Consider the following 14,456-nt stretch of genomic DNA (forward strand, 5'->3'; position numbering starts at 1 on the left):
GCTTGGGGCCGATTTATATGGTGCGCTGGCTATGAACCAACGGGTTCGATGCTATCTGCCCAAGGGAGGGCGATGCCGCCCCCTGGAAAGAGGTACGATTTGTTCCTCGGTCGTCAGGAAGGGTGTATTTCGGGTTCCAAAAAATTGGCCTTCATGGGGGCCATGCGACGGGAAACCCTTGTCCCTGGTGAGCCGAACAGCCACGGTGTACCCTGAAACCATGAGCCATCGCGGCCCAAAGGCCAGCCTGGGGGTTTTGCTGGTGGACGACCATGCGGTCGTGCGCCAGGGGTTGCGGATGTTTCTGGCCACCGATGAGGGGCTTTATGTGGTGGGCGAGGCCGAAAACGGGCAGGAGGCCCTGGAGAAGGTGGCTGCGCTGCACCCCGACGTGGTGCTGATGGACTTGCTGATGCCGGTGATGGATGGGGTGCGTGCGACCCGCGAGATTAAGGCGCGCTTTCCCGAGGTGGAGGTGATTGCCCTAACCAGCGTGTTGGAAGACCAGCTGGTGGTTGAAGCCATGCACGCCGGCGCAACAGGTTATTTGCTCAAGGATACCCACCCCGAAGAACTGGTGGAAGCTATCCATGCGGCGGGCCGGGGGGAAGTGCGACTGCACCCCGAGGCCGCGAAGCGGCTGGCCCAGGAAGTGCGTACCGCCGAGATGCGCGAGGCCCTCACCCCCCGGGAGACTGAAATCCTGCGTTTGTTGGCGCATGGGCTATCCAACAAGCGCATCGCCCAGCAGCTCAACCTGTCCGAGCTGACCGTCAAGACCCACGTTTCTAACCTGCTGTCCAAACTGGGGCTGTCTTCGCGCACCCAGGCGGCTTTGTTCGCCATTCGGGAGGGGCTGGTTGGGCTCCGGTGACTTCCTGCTCCGGCTCGACCCCCGAACCCTGGCGGGGCTTTTGGAGGCCACCCGCGACGCGATTCTGATTGCCTCCGCTGAGCGCAGGCTGGTGTACGCCAACCGGGCGGCCCAGAACTTGCTGGGCTATAGTCTGGAGGAACTGCAAGCCGTGGACATCCTGAACTGGATTGCGCCGCCCTACCGCACACGGGTGGTTAAGTGTATCCAGCACAACCGCAGCGCCCTGCCCGGCATCTTCGAGATAGCCCTGGTACGAAAGGACGGAAGCTGGCGGTATGTGCGCTGCTCCATCTTGTATCTGGAGGTGGAGGGCCAGGTGTACGGAGCGGCCATAGTCCACGACCTCACCTCACCCCAGACCCTGCGCCGCCACGAGGCGCCCACTACGGACGCGAACGGGCGGGATATGACCCAGGACATGGTGGAGGAGGTGCGCCTCGCAAGCAAGCGTCTCGAGGCCCTCTACCAGGCCGACGAAAAGCTCTATGCCTCCCTCGAGCTCGATCAGGTCTTGCAGGCGCTGGTAGATGTGTGCGTGGATCTACTGGGGGCCGACAAAAGCTGCATCCTGATCTGGGATGAAACCCACCAGCACCTCATCACCCGCGCTCAGCGGGGGTTTACCTCGCAGTTCGTGCAGGTCATGAACGAGTACGCCGGGCGGGGCCTGCTGGCCCACGCAGCCCAGAGCGGCGAGACGGTGGTGGTACAGGATACCCACCAGGACGAACGGGTAGACCGCCGCGTGACCGAACCCGAGGGCATACGGGCCTTCATGCACATCCCCATACGCCTCGATGGCGAGGTGTTTGGAGTTTTTAGCATTAATAACTTGCTTCCTCACACCCTGGGCCCCGAGGAGCAGCGGGCTTTTACCTCGCTGGCCCGGCGGGCCGCCGTGGCCATTCGCAACGCCCACCTCTACGCCGAGGCCCAGGGCAAGGCGGCCCTCGAGGAGCGCCAGAAACTGGCCCGCAACCTGCACGACTCGGTTTCTCAGGCCATCTACGGCATTGTGCTGGGGGTACGCACCGCCAAAACCCAGCTGGCCCGCAACCCGGAACAGGCCCCCGCTGCGCTGGATTTCGTGTTGAACCTGGCCGAGGGGGCCATCGCCGAGATGCGGGCCCTGATCTTCGAGTTGCGTCCGGAGTCGCTTAAGCAAGAGGGATTGGTCGCCGCACTGGCCAAGCAGGCTGCTGCACTAAGGGCTCGGCACGGCCTTCCTCTGGAGGCCCACCTCGGCCCCGAGCCTGCTATGAGCCTGGAAGCCAAAGAAGCCCTCTACCGCGTGGCCCAGGAAGCCCTCAACAACATCGCCAAGCACGCCAAAGCCCACAAAGCGCACCTGCGCTTGCAGCAGGCAAACGGTATGGTACAGCTCGAGATTTGCGACGATGGGGTGGGGTTTGATAGCCAGCGTGAGTATCCGGGCCACCTGGGTCTGGTTTCCATGCGGGAGCGCATCGAGCGCCTGGGGGGTCGCTTTGAGGTGGTCAGCAGCCCCGGTGCCGGTACAACGGTGCGGGCAAACCTGCCCCTTCTGGGGGGTTGATGGGGGCGGGGGCTTTGTCCTGCGGCAAAAGGAGTAGCGTAATGATGTGCAGACGCTGCTGTGGCACTTACTGGCCGCCACCCTGATTGGGTTTGCGGTGGGCCTCGAGGCCTTCGGGAGTGCGGGGGTGTTTGCGGTGAGCGCCCTCTCGGGTGTGGCCGATCTGGACGCCATCTCGCTTTCGCTGGCGCGCCTGACGGCCAGCGAACAGCTGGTCTTGCAGGTCGCGGCCATCGCCATCCTGATTGCGGCTTTGAGCAACACCCTGTTCAAAACCGTACTGTCGTTTGGCGCCGGGCGGCTGGGGGTTTATGTGGCCCTGGGGCTGTTGCCGGGTGGATTGCTGGCTTTGCTGACGATGCTGGGTCGCTAAACGCTTGCTTCACTTCCCAAAACGCCGCTCCCGTTTCTGGTAGTCGCGCACCGCCCTCAGGAAGTCCACCTTACGGAAGGCAGGCCAGAAGGCGTCGAAGAAGTAGTACTCGCTGTAGGCGGCCTGCCACAGCAAAAAGCCCGAGAGCCGAATTTCGCCCGAGGTGCGAATGATGAAGTCGGGGTCGGGTACACCCGCGGTGTAGAGCCGCTCGGAGATGTGTTCAATGTCGAGTTCGGCAGCCAGCTCTTCCGGCGACTTGCCGGTCTGGGCGGCCTCGAGCAGCAGGCTCTTGACGGCATCCACAATTTCTTCCCGCCCCCCATAGCCCATGGCGATATTGAGCAGCATTCCGCTGTGGTGCTCGGTGGCTTTTTCTAGTTCTTCCAGGGCCTCCAGCACCTTGGGCGGGAAGCGGTCGTGCCGGCCAATTACCTTGACCCGCACCTCGTTGGCGTGGATGCGGGGGTCTTGGGCCATCCGTTTCGCTTCCTGAACAAAGAGCTGCATGAGGGTCTCGACCTCGGTCTGGCTGCGGTTAAAGTTGTCGGTGGAAAAGACCCATATGGTCACGGTAGGAATTTTGAGCTCGAGGCACCACTCCAGCACCTCGTAGGCTTTCTGTACCCCAAATTCGTGGCCCTGGTGTCCCTCCAGGCCCAGCTCCCTGGCAAAACGCCGGTTGCCATCCAGAATCATCCCCAGGTGCTTGGGCGCCTGGCCCCGGCGCACCTCGGCCTCGATCCGTTTTTCGTACCACCAGTAAAGCGGCTTGAGCAAGGCGCCAAAGAGCTGTACCAGTTGTTGTCGAATCGAACCTTTGGGAACGCGCACAGGGGATGTTGCCGCCATGGGCCACCTCAACCTATCTATCTTAGCGGGAAGTCTGTAGATAAGGTGTGCATGTTTGGGCGAAACCAAGGCCTTGATCGTTTGCCACCCTGCCTGACCCTGAGCGGCTGGCTTTGGCTGATGGGGCCGCTACCAGGTTTTGACCAAAAAACATGACCTGGACGATATTTTTGGGAAACCAGCAAAGCCTCTGGTTGTGCAGTAAAAAGTGTTCAGCGACGCAGACGATCTACCTTGAGCACAAAGCTCAGCACGAAGCTGCCGTGTTTGGGGCTCTTCATCTGGATGCTGTTGCCCTGCAAGGTGAGGCTGGTAGGGGTGAGGGCGGTGATGGTCACGTTCCCGCTGCCGCCCCAACTCTTGCGGTTGTTGGGGTTGCGGTCATCCACGTAGCTCAGTGTGCCCCGCACCTGGGAGTTCAGGGGATCGCCTATGCGGTAGGTCTGGCCCTGTTTGAGCGGCCCTTTGAGGTCAACCGAAAGAATACGTGGCGCGTAGGGGGGTGGATTGCTGTTGGGGTCGGCAAAAAAGTGCAGGCTCACTCGAGCCGAGTCCTTGAATAGGTCCCCGGTCACCCGAGTTTGGGGTTTGGCGGGTAACCTGCCCAGATCCAATCCGCGCACCTGAAGCCGGAAACTGCCGCCGGTGGCCGGGGTGAGCCCGGTTTGCGCCAGGGCCAAGGCTGCTAACATCAGTCCCATTACCCATAGTCTGATCATGCTCCCAGGTAAACAGAGCGCACCCTGAGGGATATGAAAGTTCTGTGGAGGCACCTTGATTTTTGCAGGGCTGGGTGGCTCGTGCAAGCTGCTTCGGAAGGGCTTGGTGTGTATCGGTGGTGCAAATGAACCGGGTTTGGGCTTAAAATCCGCTAACTTCGGAGTTACAACGCGGTGCATGCGTTAAACCGTGGAGGTTGACTATGAAACCTAAGGGGTTGGGTCTTTTAAGCCTGTTTTGCTTGCTGGTCTGGGGGACGGGGGGGATAGCCCTGACCCAAACCCTGCCCCGCGATGTACGTGAGCGCATTATTGCCGCCACGGTGTTCATCACCTACCCCACCGGCACCAACTCGGCCAGTGTAGGCTCGGGAACGCTGATTAGCCCCCAGGGCTTCATCTTGACCAACTACCACGTGATCGGCGACCTGGAGAACCGGCGCATTGCCCCGCGCCTGTTTGTGGGTACCATTCGCTTTGTGGATCAGCCGCCGGAGGTACGCTACCAGGCCGATGTGGTGGCCACCGACCCCAACCTCGATCTGGCCATTCTGCGCATCACCCGAACTTCCAATGGTCAGCCCATCGGCAATGTTACCTTTCCGGCGGTTCCGATTGGCGACTCCAATAAGCTGATTGTGGGCGACCCCATCTTTGTGTTTGGTTTTCAGGGAACCGGGGGCAACACCATCACGCTATCTACCGGGGTGGTGGGCGGTTTTACCGGTGAAGACATGGAGAGCGGCGGTAAGCAGTGGATCAAGCACGATGCCCAGACCGGCCCCGGCAACTCGGGGGGCGGCATTTTCAACCAGGATGGCGAACTCATCGGTATCCACACCCGTGGGGTGTCGGGGCAGGGCAACTCCCGCACCGCCTTCATGCGCCCCTCGGCCCTGGCCTGGGGTCTGATTGGCCCCAATGTGGCAGGCTTGGTGAACCGGGCCCCCACTGCCTCTACTCCCCAACCCCAGCCCCCCCAACCCCAACCGCAGACGGCTGCCAGTACCGCCTGGCCCCCGGCCCTGGGCACCGGCCAGACCTGGCAGGTGCGGATTCAGGGTGGCCAGTGGACGGGCGAGTGGTCGGTGGTGGTGGGGCAGAAGGATGCAGACGGTGACTTTGAGGCGGTCGCCAGCCTGGGCAGCCGCCGAAATGAGGCCCTGTTTTTCCTGCAAGACAACATCCTGCGCCTGAACATTGGCGACCGGTATCCGCTGGCCCGCTGCCGCTTCGACCCCCAAAACGGGAGCGGGGTCATCCAGGGCAAGCTGTTCGTATTCAAAGATGCCAACACCGATGCCGAAGAAATTGGTACCTGTGTGGCCAGCCAGCGGGGCGCCCAGGCCGTGCAGCCGGTGCAGCCCCAGGCTGCCTGGCCTCCCCGGTTGGCCGTGGGGCAGCGCTGGCAGCTTAGCGTGACGGGCAAAGACCTGGATGATGGCGGCACCGTGACCCTCTCTGAGCGCGACAGCGACGGCGACCCCAAAGGAACCGTGGTGTTCAAGGAAAATTTCTCAATGGTGGTCTACTTCTACATGAGCCGCAGCGGAGCCGCTTTCCTCGACATGACCGTTCCCAGCGGAGCCGATAGCCACCGTGCTTGGTGGCGCTGCCGCTTCGAGCAGCAGGGCAATGCGGCCAGTCTCAAGGGAACCCTCCAAACCTTCCGCACCGATGCCAATGGTCAGATTAGCGACCTCCAGGATGTGGGGGCTTGTACTGCTACCCTGAGCCGCTAGCGAATGCAGGCTAACTGAAGAAGCCAGAGAGCCAACTTCTCTTACTGTTCCCTGCACTCCGGTATGCTTGAGGCATGAAGATAACCACCATCGTGCTGGACTCGGTGGGCCTGGGCTACCTGCCCGATGCCGCGCAGTTCGGCGATGAAGGAGCCGATACCCTCGACCACACCGTGCTCAAAACCGGCCTCGAGCTCCCCCACCTGGCCTCGCTGGGGCTGGGCCATGTACCGGGGGTGCACACCCTTCCCAGGGTGGCTGAGCCCAAAGGGGCTTTTGGGCGCATGATGGAGGTGAACCCCGGCAAGGACACCTCCACCGGCCACTGGGAGTTTGTAGGGATTCGCCTCGAGCACCCTTTCCAGGTTTTTCCACAGGGTTATCCACAGGATTTCCTGGCACACTACATCCAGCGCATCGGGGTGGAAGGCTACCTGCTCAACCAACCCTACTCGGGCACCGACGCCATCCGCGACTTTGGCGACGAACACCTGCGCACCGGTTGGCCCATCGTGTATACCTCGGCGGACTCGGTTTTTCAGGTGGCAGCCCACATCGGCAAGGTGCCCCTGGAAACGCTCTATGCTTGGTGCCAGACTGCCCGCGAGATGCTGGTAGGGCCGCTGGCCTGTGCCCGGGTGATTGCCCGCCCCTTCGAGGGCGAGCCGGGCCACTACTACCGCCGAGAAGACCTGCGCAAAGACTTTGCCCTGGAGCCCCCGCCCAACGTGCTGGACGCCATCAAAGCCGGCGGATTGGAGGTGGTGGGGGTGGGTAAAATCCCCGACATCTACGCCCATCGGGGCTTCACCCGCGAGGTCAAGGCCGGCAGCAACGCCGAGGGTATGGAGCACACCTTGGAACTGATGCACGAGCCTTTCTCCGGCCTGGTCTTTACCAACCTGGTGGACTTCGACGCCAGGTACGGCCACCGCCGCAATCCCCAGGGCTACGCCGAGGCCCTGGCCGCCTTCGATGCCCGGCTGCTCGAGTTGCTTTCTGCGTTGGGGCCGGAAGATTACCTTTTCATCGTCTCCGACCACGGCAACGACCCCACCTACCGCGGCACCGACCACACCCGCGAGTATGGGATGCTCTTGGTGGTGGGGCCCGGAATGGCCGGCAAAGACCTGGGCACCCGCGCCACCTTTGCCGACCTGGCGGCTAGCCTGGCCAGGGGCTTCGGCCTCCGGTGGACGGGGCCTGGTACAAGTGTCATCTAGGCGTTTTGGCGCACCTCTTCAAAGGTGTAGCGCCGCATGATCTCGCCGTTTTCAAAAACCGTCTGCAGGATGCTCTGGGGATGGGGCTGGGTCTCTTCCAGCGGCAGCTCTACCGTGCGGATACCCCGCTCGTCCTTGATGACGTCCAGGCGGCCCTTTTTGGAGAGCTTGCTGGGGTCGTCTACCGGGCTTTTGCCTACCCCATAGGTCTCGCCGTTCACGCTTACCAGGTGCAGCTTCTGGGCGAACTTCTGGGTGTCGCGGTGGGGGTGCTGCAACAGGGCCCCGCCCATGCCGAAGGCCACGTTGGAGGCGCTGTAGCCCCACTGCTCGAGCAAAAACAATACCTTGCGGATGGTGTCGGCGTTTACCCCATCGCCCTGGATGACCCGCACCCCGTTCAAGACCTTGTAGCCCTTTCGGTTGAGGGTGGCGCCAAACTTGGCCTCGAGGGTCTGCACGGTGCGCAGCACCACAAAAGGCGGGTCGCCCGAGTCGGGCCGGATGACCGCGGTGGCTCCGGACTGCTGAATGAGCTCTCGCAGGTCCTCTCCGATAATCTGGCCTATGGCGTGCTCGCGGTTGTAAGAGTCGATCACCATGGCAAAAAGTGCCCCCGGCTGGCCGTAGGTCTCGATCATCTGCCGGTAGGCCTGGGCCTCGCCCGCACGGCCAAAGCTGGTTACGGTGGCGTGCTCCATGGCCGGAATGGAGTAGCCGGCCATCCCGGCCCCGTAGTAGTTGCGGGCGTAAATGAGGGCAGTGACGGTGTCGGTGCCCTGGAAGTTGACCAGGTGGGCCATGCCGCCCAGCCCGGCGCTCTCCAGGCTGCTCACCCCCCGCGCGCCAAAGTCGTGCAGCTTGAAAGGCAGCTCGGCCTCAGGGTCGTCGGCGGTCTTCTCCAGGTAGGCCTGAAGGATGTTGCGGATGTTCCAGGAGATGGTGCAGACCGTGGTGGGATACCAGACTGCCCGCAGCAGGGCAGTCTCGAGCCAGCCCGGCAGCCAGGGCACCCGGGGGTCGGTGCTTTCGATAATCACCAGCGGGTTATGAACGGGAATTACCGCTCCTTCCGGCACGGCCCGGATGCGCACGGGGAGCCTGCCGCCCAGCTCCTCGGCAATGTGGCGCCAGCCGTCGGTGGGAAAGGGCAGGCCGTGGGCCAGAAAGACCTCCCGGGCCTCCTCCACATCGGCCATACTGACCCCTTTGGACAGGTACTCCATCAGAAAGGCCTGCAGGCCAAAAAAGCGCACAAAGTTGGAGTCGCCCCCCCGGCTCTCGATGTACCAGCTCGCATAGGTCATGTTCTTGGGAAACTGGGCGAAGTGGCTGGCCTTGTAGCTGTCGGTGTTGAGAATCAGGTTGTGGGGGTTGAGGGGTTTCATGGGAGCTCCTTTCTTTGGGGCTTGACCGGTTTTTGCGGCGCCTGCCCCAAAAACCAACAAATCTGCTGGTAGTGGTCTTCAAAGAAGCGAGCCTGGTGGGGCTCGAGCTCGTCTAAGGGCAGCCAGAAAGCCCGGGCTGCGTCGTCTTGCCCTTGGACGGCCGGGGGTGGGGTGCTCCCGAGGTCGAAGTGGTGTCCGAAGCTAATCACCCTGCCCCGCAGGCTTCGGCCTGGGTGGTCGAAGGCCTTGGTGGCTTTGAGCAGGGAGGGCTTTAGTTGCAGGCCGGTTTCTTCTCGTAGCTCGCGCAGGGCGGCCTCGAGCAGGGTCTCCTTGATCTCCACATAGCCCCCCGGCAAAGCCCAGGCCCCTTTGCTCAGGGCCCCTGCCCGCTCGACCAGTAGCACGTGGGCCTGGGCCAGCACCGTTGCGTCGGTAGCCACGTGCACAATGGGATAGGGGTAGCGTTGCTCGAGAGAACGATAGTACTGCAGGGTTTTCCATTCGGCTTGCAAACGGCTAAACTCAGCTGTAGCGGCAAACTGCTCCATGTACTGCCGCACGGCCTCGGGCACCATGGCCTTCCAGTCGGCGTTCCCGGCAAAATAGCTATTGCGCACGTCGGTGGCGTTGAGGGTGCTCGTCACCCCACTGGGCTCAAAGGGCCAGTTGCCAAAGCCGTGCAGGTAGTAGCTGCTCTCGTCCTTGTGGTAACCGGTGATGTAGATCTCGGCCCCTGGGCCCGCAAGGCCCTCCACGGCGGCCCCCACCGTGCGAAACCAGCGGGGGTCATCGTAGAAGTCATCCGCAACGGCTACGAAGTGAAGCCGCTCGGCGGCCACGGCGTCCAGGCTCGCCCTGATCATGGCCTCGCGTTCGTCGGCGCTAAAAGGGTTTTTGGGGGTGGGATAGCAAAAAGCACTGCCCAGCACCACAATCAGCCGGTCAAAGCGGGCCAGGGCACGGGTAATGGTCTCGAGGTGGGCGTGGTGGGGCGGCTGGAAGCGCCCGATGAACACCGCCGTTTTCATAGCTCCCTCCGAAAGCGGTAAAGTTCCGCAGGCCGACCCAGGCCGCGCTCGAGCTCGCCGGTGGGCTGAAGCATCCCCGAGGCCAGCATCTTGCGCCGGAAAGAGTCTTTGTTGAGCTTTTTTTGCAAGATGGTTTCGTGAACGGTTTGTAACTGGCGCAGGGTAAAGCGCTCCGGTAGCAACTCAAAGCCGATGGGAGTGTAGCCCAGCTTCCCCCGGATACGCTTTATGGCCACCGCTAGAATCTCGGCGTGGTCGAAGGCCAGGGAGTACTTTTTGAACTTGCTATCGAAGATCTCCACCGCGCTTTCCCCCTCCGGGATGCGCAGCCTGAAGAGGGCCTTCTCCTCGCCCATCTCACGGATGTGACTGGCTTCCACCAGGGCGTAATAGGCCACGCTGATTACCCGCGTGCGGGGGTCGCGTTCAGGGTGACCAAAAGTGTAGAGCTGCTCGAGGTAGATGGGGTGGCGCAGGATGCCCTCCCGCTCCATGCCCGCTACCCCCTCGAGGCCAGCTTTTTGTCGCAGCACCCGCGCAGCGGCTTCGTCGAGCGACTCCTGCATTTGCACGAACCCGCCCGGCAGGCTCCAGTAGTTAAGGAAAGGATGCTCTTTGCGCTTGATCAGCAGGGCCTCCAGATGCCCGTCGCGCAGAGTCAGAATGACCACATCTACCGTAACGGAAGGCCGTTCAAATGCGCTGGCGTTGTAGGAGTCCAGGTAGTGCTGTTCTTCGAGGCTGCGTTGTTGCACGGGGCTCTCCAGGATAGAAGAAACTTATATGCAACAAGTATATATCTAGTATGTAGATAAGTCAAGTCGTTCCGGCCTCGCACTTTTTTGTGCCAATATGCTTGCAAAGTGTACACTAAATATATGACGTTTAGCCTTTTTTTGTCTAAAGGTCTTGATGAAATTTACCAATTTGTGCTAAGGTGTCTCCTCAAGCGGTTGCTGGCGATACGCCTGAGGTTGAAAAAGTTAAATATAAAAAGCATCTAAATGTCAACCAGCGACCTGGCACCGCTCCAGGAGGCCCCATGAACCACGATTTTGATGTCATCTCGGCTGCCCGCAACTGGCGTTTCAAGGATGTTCGGCAGGTTTCCAGCGACATTGCCGGAGAGGTCTTTGCCAGCGATGTGCTGGATATGGACGAACTGCGCGAGCTGGTTTCCAAGCCGGTCTGGAAGTCGCTGCAGGCCACCATCGAAAAAGGCACCCCGCTCGACCCCAGCATTGCCGATACCATCGCCCTGGCCATGAAAAAGTGGGCCCTGGAAAAAGGTGCCACCCACTACACCCACTGGTTCCACCCCCTCACGGGCTACACCGCCGAAAAACACGATAGCTTCTATAGTCCCATCTCCGAAGGCAAGGTGATTGCCTCCTTCACGGGCAAGGAGCTCATCCAGGCGGAGCCGGATGCTTCTTCGTTCCCTTCGGGCGGTCTGCGCGCCACCTTTGAAGCACGGGGGTACACGGCCTGGGATCCCACCTCGCCAGCCTTTATCATGCGCCACTCCAATGGGGCAACCCTTTGCATTCCCACCGCCTTTGCTAGCTGGACCGGCGAGGCCCTCGACCTCAAAACCCCCCTGTTGCGCTCCATCGAGGCCCTCAATAAAAGCGCCCAGCGGGCCCTCAAATACTTTGGCCTGCAGGCCAATAAAGTTTCCTCGACCCTGGGGGCCGAGCAGGAGTACTTCCTGATTGACGAAGAGTTTTACTTCCGCCGCCCCGACCTGGTCATGACCGGGCGTACCCTCTTTGGGGCCAAACCACCGCGCGGTCAGGAGCTCGAGGATCACTACTTTGGCTCCATCCCCGACCGAGTGCTTTCCTTCATGACCGACGTAGAAAACCAGCTTTATGCGCTGGGGATTCCTGTAAAGACCCGTCACAACGAAGTAGCCCCCGGCCAGTACGAGATTGCCCCCATCTTCGAACCCTCCAACATTGCCGCCGACCACCAGCAGCTCATCATGCAGGTGCTCAAGAACACGGCCCGCCGCTATGGCCTGGTGGCGCTGTTGCACGAGAAGCCCTTTGCCGGTATCAACGGCTCTGGCAAGCACTGCAACTGGAGCATGGGTACCGACACCGGTATCAACCTGCTCGAGCCCGGCGATACCCCCCACGACAACCTGCAGTTCCTGTTTTTCTGCGCAGCCGTCATCAAGGCGGTCGACGTGCACCAGGATCTGCTGCGCATCAGCGTAGCCTCGGCTTCCAACGACCACCGCCTGGGGGCCAACGAAGCGCCGCCGGCCATCCTCTCGATATTCCTGGGTGAGCAGCTCACCGACATCTTAGAGCGGCTGGTCAGTGGTAAGGGTGGCTCGGGCAAGAAGGCGGGTGTGCTCGAGCTCGGAACCCCAGTGCTCCCACCTCTACCCAAGCACGCCGGCGACCGTAACCGCACCTCGCCCTTCGCTTTCACCGGCAACAAGTTCGAGTTCCGTGCGGTGGGCAGCAGCCAGAGCATCTCCTTCCCCATTACCGTGCTCAACACCATCGTGGCCGATGCCATTGACGCGCTGATGGACGCGGTCGAGGCCAAGATGAAGAAGAAGATGGGCTTTGAACAGGCCGCGTTAGAGGTCATCAAGGAGACCTACGCACAGCACAAGCGTATCGTTTTCAATGGCGATGGCTACTCCGCAGCCTGGCATAAAGAGGCCGCCAAGCGGGGGTTGTTGAACCTGCGTACCGCTATCGATGCCATCGAGCACTTCACCGATGAGAAAAACATCAAGCTATTCACCCGCCTGGGGGTTCTCAACGAACGCGAGATTCACGCCCGCCAGGAGATCATGTACGACATCTACTTCAAGCAGGTCAACATCGAGGGCGAGACCACCGAGTGGGTTGCCCAGACTCAGATTCTACCGGGGGCCCTGAGCTACCTGGCCGAACTCTCGGAGATCGAGGTCAAGTCTCGGGCGGCCGAGCGTACCATCGCGCAGGTGGTGCAGGCCACCGATGCCCTCTCCGATGCTTTAGAAAAGCTCAAGGCCCAGAACGCCGAGCTTGGCGGCGACGAGGTGCACGAAAAAGCCCACCACATGCGCGACAACGTGCTGCCGGCCATGGCCGAGGTGCGCAAGGCGGCGGATACACTCGAGCGCATCCTGGCCGATAAGTACTGGCCTCTGCCCAGCTACCGCGAGATGCTCTTCGTTAAGTAAAATTTGTGTATTTGGCAAAAACCACCCGCCTCCGGAGGCGGGTGGTTTTACATACCGACCTTCGTAGGGCAATATGCTATAATCATATTTACGTGCTGGCTTACGGAAAGGAAATATTAATGCTGACCCCTTTAGCGGACGCTCTGATGGACTCGTATAGGCGCAACAACACCATCCTGCTAAACCTGCTCCATGCGTTGCCGAGAGGGGGTATGGATGCCCGGGCGCTGGAGGGCAGCCCGAGCATTGCGCAGCAGTACGCGCACATGCAGCAAACCCGTCTGTTCTGGCTGGGCCAGGTCGCGCCCGAGTTTGCTACGGGTATGAACCAACTTTTCCGCCAGGCCGGGGAGGATTGGGTGGCCGAACGTGAACCTGCCTGCATCGAGCAAGCGCTGAACCAGAGCGCCAACGCCGTGTGTGAGGCGGTACGCGATCGGCTGCATACCGGCCAGGCCATGCAGGGGCCACACGCTTCCTACGATCACCCTATTCTTTTGCTTCAACACCTGCTCTGGCACGAGGGCTACCATGTGGGGCAGATCAAGCTAGCCCTCAAGGCTACTGGCCACAGCATACCGGAAGAAGTCGAAGAAAAAGCCATCTGGAGCCAGTGGCGAACGGAGGTTTGGTGATGATGGGCCTACAGTTCAGCGGTGAAATCTGGGAGTGGCGCGGGCCAGCGCCGTTCTACTTTGTGAGTGTTCCCGGGGAGCAAAGCCAGGCCATCAAGAGCGCCGAACGGTTGCTGACCTACGGTTGGGGCATGATTCCGGTTAAGGTGCGCATCGGAAAGACCGAGTGGAAGACCTCGCTTTGGCCCAAGGACGGTCGGTACGTGCTTCCGCTCAAAGACCAGGTGCGCCAGGCCGAGCGCCTGGAAGTGGGTCAGACGGTCACGGTGAAGCTCGAGGTCGGCCCAGAGCGGAACAGGAAGCGATGAACATCCCCGAGATGTACAACTACCTGGTTCGCGCGCGCGGCGAGTTGTGGGGGGTACTCGAGGCCCTTCCGGACGAAGCATTATCGCGTCCGCTGCTAGGTGGTGAGGGCTTCCACTGCATCAAAGACCTGGTGTTTCACATTGCCAGCGTGGAGGACTTCTGGCTGCACGAGGACATAATGCGTACGGAGCCGGTGTTGATGAACATGCCAGCCCTGAGGAACACCACAGGCGGCCCGGCGTATGCGGGCTTTGCCCTGCACGCCCTGCTGGACTACTGGAAGGCTGTCGAGCAGAGCACCCGGGCCTATCTCAGCGTGCTTACCGATACCGAACTAAAGCGGGTGCTGAGTCCGCACGACGACCTCGAGCAGCGCTACACGGTGGAGGGCATTCTGTGGCACGTGATGTTGCACGAAGTGCGGCATACCGCGCAGATAGCTCTGCTGTTGCGTATCCAGGGCATTAAGCCGCCCGCTCTGGACTTGCTATGGTTCTTGCCCAGGTTTTGAGGCCCTCGATATAAAAGCGTGTTGCGCCTTCAGGCAGTTCATGTTTGTGCG

14 protein-coding genes are annotated in these 14,456 nt (G+C 61.2%); 9 read left to right on the forward strand and 5 right to left on the reverse strand.

The window, feature by feature from the left end; genetic code table 11:
* The first annotated feature begins 220 nt into the window (after window positions 1-220).
* The 3 genes from Q0X23_RS07960 to Q0X23_RS07970 are packed head-to-tail and all read left to right on the forward strand — an operon-like array spanning window position 221 to window position 2,805.
* Window positions 221-874 (forward strand): response regulator transcription factor, encoded by a 654-nt coding sequence (locus tag Q0X23_RS07960; RefSeq protein WP_297859813.1) that lies wholly within the window; start codon window positions 221-223, stop codon window positions 872-874.
* Window positions 861-2,432 carry a GAF domain-containing protein gene (locus Q0X23_RS07965; protein ID WP_297859814.1) on the forward strand — a complete coding sequence of 524 codons (1,572 nt, stop codon included), beginning with the start codon at window positions 861-863 and terminating at the stop codon, window positions 2,430-2,432. The genes Q0X23_RS07960 and Q0X23_RS07965 overlap by 14 nt, the downstream gene beginning before the upstream one ends.
* Before the next feature lie 46 nt (window positions 2,433-2,478).
* Window positions 2,479-2,805 carry a DUF4010 domain-containing protein gene (locus tag Q0X23_RS07970; RefSeq protein WP_297859815.1) on the forward strand — a complete coding sequence of 109 codons (327 nt, stop codon included), beginning with the start codon at window positions 2,479-2,481 and terminating at the stop codon, window positions 2,803-2,805.
* 9 nt (window positions 2,806-2,814) lie between these two features.
* On the opposite strand, the gene Q0X23_RS07975 is transcribed toward Q0X23_RS07970, so the two are convergent.
* On the reverse strand, window positions 2,815-3,657 hold the full coding sequence (locus tag Q0X23_RS07975; protein WP_297859816.1) for an isoprenyl transferase: 843 nt from the start codon (window positions 3,655-3,657) through the stop codon (window positions 2,815-2,817).
* Window positions 3,658-3,869: 212 nt separating this feature from the next.
* Window positions 3,870-4,376: a hypothetical protein gene (locus tag Q0X23_RS07980; RefSeq protein ID WP_297859817.1), complete on the reverse strand. Its 507-nt coding sequence runs from the start codon at window positions 4,374-4,376 to the stop codon at window positions 3,870-3,872.
* Window positions 4,377-4,579: 203 nt separating this feature from the next.
* Here Q0X23_RS07980 and Q0X23_RS07985 point away from each other — a divergent pair, with 203 nt between their 5' ends.
* Both Q0X23_RS07985 and Q0X23_RS07990 read left to right on the forward strand, forming a co-directional pair.
* Window positions 4,580-6,118, forward strand: coding sequence for a serine protease (locus Q0X23_RS07985; protein ID WP_297859818.1), 1,539 nt, complete (start codon window positions 4,580-4,582; stop codon window positions 6,116-6,118).
* A gap of 74 nt (window positions 6,119-6,192) precedes the next feature.
* Window positions 6,193-7,341, forward strand: a complete 1,149-nt coding sequence (locus Q0X23_RS07990) for a phosphopentomutase (protein WP_297859819.1) — start codon at window positions 6,193-6,195, stop codon at window positions 7,339-7,341.
* Here Q0X23_RS07990 and Q0X23_RS07995 read toward each other — a convergent pair.
* Genes Q0X23_RS07995 through Q0X23_RS08005 form a run of 3 tightly spaced genes read right to left on the reverse strand, consistent with a single transcriptional unit; the run spans window position 7,338 to window position 10,512 of the window.
* Entirely contained in the window at window positions 7,338-8,729 is a 1,392-nt protein-coding gene (locus Q0X23_RS07995; RefSeq protein ID WP_297859820.1) for a nicotinate phosphoribosyltransferase, read from the reverse strand. The two genes, Q0X23_RS07990 and Q0X23_RS07995, sit on opposite strands and share 4 nt — an antisense overlap.
* A complete protein-coding gene (locus Q0X23_RS08000; RefSeq protein ID WP_297859821.1) occupies window positions 8,726-9,757 on the reverse strand; it encodes a bifunctional nicotinamide-nucleotide adenylyltransferase/Nudix hydroxylase in 1,032 nt (343 codons plus the stop codon). Before Q0X23_RS08000 ends, Q0X23_RS07995 begins: the two co-directional genes overlap by 4 nt.
* Window positions 9,754-10,512 (reverse strand): NUDIX domain-containing protein, encoded by a 759-nt coding sequence (locus Q0X23_RS08005; protein WP_297859822.1) that lies wholly within the window; start codon window positions 10,510-10,512, stop codon window positions 9,754-9,756. The genes Q0X23_RS08000 and Q0X23_RS08005 overlap by 4 nt, the downstream gene beginning before the upstream one ends.
* A gap of 287 nt (window positions 10,513-10,799) precedes the next feature.
* On the opposite strand from Q0X23_RS08005, the gene Q0X23_RS08010 reads away from it, so the two are divergent.
* From Q0X23_RS08010 to Q0X23_RS08025, 4 genes are all read left to right on the forward strand, one after another.
* Window positions 10,800-12,950, forward strand: coding sequence for a glutamine synthetase III (locus Q0X23_RS08010; RefSeq protein WP_297859823.1), 2,151 nt, complete (start codon window positions 10,800-10,802; stop codon window positions 12,948-12,950).
* Window positions 12,951-13,042: 92 nt separating this feature from the next.
* Window positions 13,043-13,585, forward strand: coding sequence for a DinB family protein (locus Q0X23_RS08015; protein ID WP_297859824.1), 543 nt, complete (start codon window positions 13,043-13,045; stop codon window positions 13,583-13,585).
* On the forward strand, window positions 13,585-13,893 hold the full coding sequence (locus tag Q0X23_RS08020; protein WP_297859825.1) for a DUF1905 domain-containing protein: 309 nt from the start codon (window positions 13,585-13,587) through the stop codon (window positions 13,891-13,893). Before Q0X23_RS08015 ends, Q0X23_RS08020 begins: the two co-directional genes overlap by 1 nt.
* Entirely contained in the window at window positions 13,890-14,405 is a 516-nt protein-coding gene (locus Q0X23_RS08025; protein ID WP_297859826.1) for a DinB family protein, read from the forward strand. Before Q0X23_RS08020 ends, Q0X23_RS08025 begins: the two co-directional genes overlap by 4 nt.
* Window positions 14,406-14,456 lie beyond the last annotated feature (51 nt).

Source organism: Meiothermus sp. (assembly GCF_026004115.1).
Lineage (GTDB): Bacteria > Deinococcota > Deinococci > Deinococcales > Thermaceae > Meiothermus.

Excerpts from the sequence above, each read along its gene's own strand:
- Q0X23_RS08020 (WP_297859825.1), top strand. The coding sequence starts at position 13,585 with ATGATGGGCCTACAGTTCAGCGGTGAAATCTGGGAGTGGCGCGGGCCA.
- Q0X23_RS07960 (WP_297859813.1), top strand. The coding sequence starts at position 221 with ATGAGCCATCGCGGCCCAAAGGCCAGCCTGGGGGTTTTGCTGGTGGAC.
- Q0X23_RS07990 (WP_297859819.1), top strand. The coding sequence starts at position 6,193 with ATGAAGATAACCACCATCGTGCTGGACTCGGTGGGCCTGGGCTACCTG.
- Q0X23_RS07995 (WP_297859820.1), bottom strand. The coding sequence starts at position 8,729 with ATGAAACCCCTCAACCCCCACAACCTGATTCTCAACACCGACAGCTAC.
- Q0X23_RS08010 (WP_297859823.1), top strand. The coding sequence starts at position 10,800 with ATGAACCACGATTTTGATGTCATCTCGGCTGCCCGCAACTGGCGTTTC.
- Q0X23_RS07985 (WP_297859818.1), top strand. The coding sequence starts at position 4,580 with ATGAAACCTAAGGGGTTGGGTCTTTTAAGCCTGTTTTGCTTGCTGGTC.
- Q0X23_RS07980 (WP_297859817.1), bottom strand. The coding sequence starts at position 4,376 with ATGATCAGACTATGGGTAATGGGACTGATGTTAGCAGCCTTGGCCCTG.
- Q0X23_RS07975 (WP_297859816.1), bottom strand. The coding sequence starts at position 3,657 with ATGGCGGCAACATCCCCTGTGCGCGTTCCCAAAGGTTCGATTCGACAA.
- Q0X23_RS08025 (WP_297859826.1), top strand. The coding sequence starts at position 13,890 with ATGAACATCCCCGAGATGTACAACTACCTGGTTCGCGCGCGCGGCGAG.
- Q0X23_RS08000 (WP_297859821.1), bottom strand. The coding sequence starts at position 9,757 with ATGAAAACGGCGGTGTTCATCGGGCGCTTCCAGCCGCCCCACCACGCC.